Consider the following 2336-nt stretch of genomic DNA (forward strand, 5'->3'; position numbering starts at 1 on the left):
CTGGAATCTTAGAATATTTAACTTTAGTAAGGATTAAAAAGGCATGATAGAGGGGATTGTCATCTTGAACGAAAGCAATTCGACTAGCTGGAATTAAAAACGAACCTGATTTTTCTTGAATTAAATGTTTGATTGATGGTGAAAACATATTTGCGCCTCTTTTCTACCTTAAATATACAGGAAAAAAGGAAAAGGCCCGCAAAATTTTGCGGACCTTATTAGTTTCATCTACTTTGGAGGAGTAAGAATGAATGAAATAGAAAAGTGGGAGTATATAACAAGTTTCTACCGCCTTGCTACGATTTATATACTACATGCTAAATGTGAATTAAAAATGTTCAAATTCTTATGAAAAGGTAAAGATTTGCTTGCGAAGTATTTAAGAAATTGATTTTGCGTATAAGAAAAGCTCACGCAACTCACGTGAGCCGAAAGGGATAGATATGAAATTGACTAATTGGAGTAAGTCAATTTTTTTATTTTCATTATTTACTTGGAGGAGTATGAATGAAAAACAAAAAAGTTGAGTTGTAGTAGTAAGTAGAATTCTTACTTGCTACATTACATAGTATAACCTTAAATTGTGAAAAAAGTGTGACGAAATACACTTTATTTTCGAAAAATCTATATTTTTAAAGAAAATTGTTAGCAGATTAATAAAAGTATCTTGAATAGTGATTATAATGTAAGACATGTCAAAAAGGTAGAGAAAGGAACAGTTCAGTGAAAAAATTTGGTAAGTTTGTTTTGCAATTGATAATAGCTGTTCTCATCTTAGTAGGTGTCGGAACAGGTGGCTATTTTGGCTATCAATGGCTGCAAAAACAAGAAATGCTGCGAGAGCGTCCTAAAGTAGTAAAAGCTAAAGATGGGACAAATACTAATGCAGCTTGGCATAATTTCAAAAACTATCAAAAAGCTTTACGTGAAAATTATCCTTTCATCAATAAGGTATCTACTTATGTTCCACCGAGGACATGGGATGGAAAAGATTTTATTATTCCAGGCCTGATTTCGACTAAGGCTTATAATCTTAAGACTAAAAAATATGATGTAGCGACTGCGATGACGCCGCAGGGAATTGCTGTAGCAAGCAAGTACATTTTGATTACTGCCTATGACGGAGACCATGTTCATGCTTCGGTTATTTATGTTTTAGATAAAAAGACGGGCAAATATATTAAGACAATTCAGGTTCCCGGCAGACCGCATTTGGGCGGTATTGCCTATGATCCTGTAGCTAAAAATATTTGGGTTACAGGATCATTGGGCAAATCTTCAGCGTTAGCTGCATTTTCGTTAAAAGAGATGAAAGAATATAAGCCAGGAAGCAGGATTCCAATTAAGTATGATCACCAGATTGCGATTACTGCAGTTGAAAAGGCTTCAGCAGTTACTTACTATGATAGTCAATTGTTCGTTGGATTTTTCAACATGTATGGACGCGGAAAAGTTGCAGCATACCGGATTGCGCGCAACGGTAAAAATAAAGGCTCAATTACTAATAATGAAGTAAAATCTGTTACGGGTACTCTGCAGTGGTCGGATCCAACTGGTGAAACAAGTATGGACAAGCGGATTCAGGGGATCGCAATTTATCAAAATAAGATCTTCTTGAGTCAGTCATACGGAAGCGGCAACTCGAAGCTGTACGTTTTTCCAACTTCGGCTTTGAATGCACTGGATGAAAAGAATGCTGAGCTAGAACTAGAAATGCCGCCATATTTGGAGCAGATTACAGCTTATAAGGGACAACTGCTCTGTCTATTTGAATCGGCATCGCAGCAATATGCTAGACCTAATATTGTGGTAATGGATCGAGTTTTATCAATTAATATTAATGCGCTATTTGGCAATTAATAATGAAAGGAAGCGAGTAATGAATCTCAATTATCATCAAAAAGAAATCTTTTGGCTGCGTTTTGCGGGCTGGTTTTGTTTATTGCCGGCAACAACGTACCTGTATTTGTATCAAAATTTGCACTCATGGTTTTGTTTAGGCGAATTAATCATTATTGTGCTTTTTGCAGTGTATGTTTTGACCACTGCAAAAAGCAATCGCTGGACTGATCCTAAAAATATGATGCGCTTATTGATCTTTGCTATAATCTTCGTTGCGGTAATTATCGCCATTCCACTGTATTTGGCATACCGTAATTGCAAAAAAATACAATAATAAAACAGTTTCCGTATATTTTTCTGCAGCTTTAATTTAAGAAAAGTTTAAATTTGTTAAAATGTATAACGATGATACGCTTATTATTGCTATTTGTGGTAATATAAGGCAAGTAATAAATTATTTATAAGGCAAAGTAATAAATTATTACAAAAATATT

2 protein-coding genes and 1 pseudogene are annotated in these 2336 nt (G+C 34.7%); 2 read left to right on the forward strand and 1 reads right to left on the reverse strand.

Annotated elements, in window-relative coordinates:
• Positions 1 to 148, reverse strand: a pseudogene (locus HMPREF0518_RS09965) (cyclic-di-AMP-binding protein CbpB); the annotation flags it as partial.
• Positions 149 to 723: 575 nt separating this feature from the next.
• On the opposite strand from HMPREF0518_RS09965, the gene HMPREF0518_RS00580 reads away from it, so the two are divergent.
• Positions 724 to 1860: a YncE family protein gene (locus HMPREF0518_RS00580; protein WP_003625010.1), complete on the forward strand. Its 1137-nt coding sequence runs from the start codon at positions 724 to 726 to the stop codon at positions 1858 to 1860.
• A gap of 19 nt (positions 1861 to 1879) precedes the next feature.
• Positions 1880 to 2176: a hypothetical protein gene (locus tag HMPREF0518_RS00585; protein ID WP_003630632.1), complete on the forward strand. Its 297-nt coding sequence runs from the start codon at positions 1880 to 1882 to the stop codon at positions 2174 to 2176.
• The last annotated feature ends 160 nt before the right edge of the window (positions 2177 to 2336 follow it).

The organism is Lactobacillus helveticus DSM 20075 = CGMCC 1.1877, assembly GCF_000160855.1.
Classification (GTDB): domain Bacteria; phylum Bacillota; class Bacilli; order Lactobacillales; family Lactobacillaceae; genus Lactobacillus; species Lactobacillus helveticus.

Coding starts and splice junctions, on each gene's coding strand:
- HMPREF0518_RS00585 (WP_003630632.1), top strand. CDS start 1,880: ATGAATCTCAATTATCATCAAAAAGAAATCTTTTGGCTGCGTTTTGCG.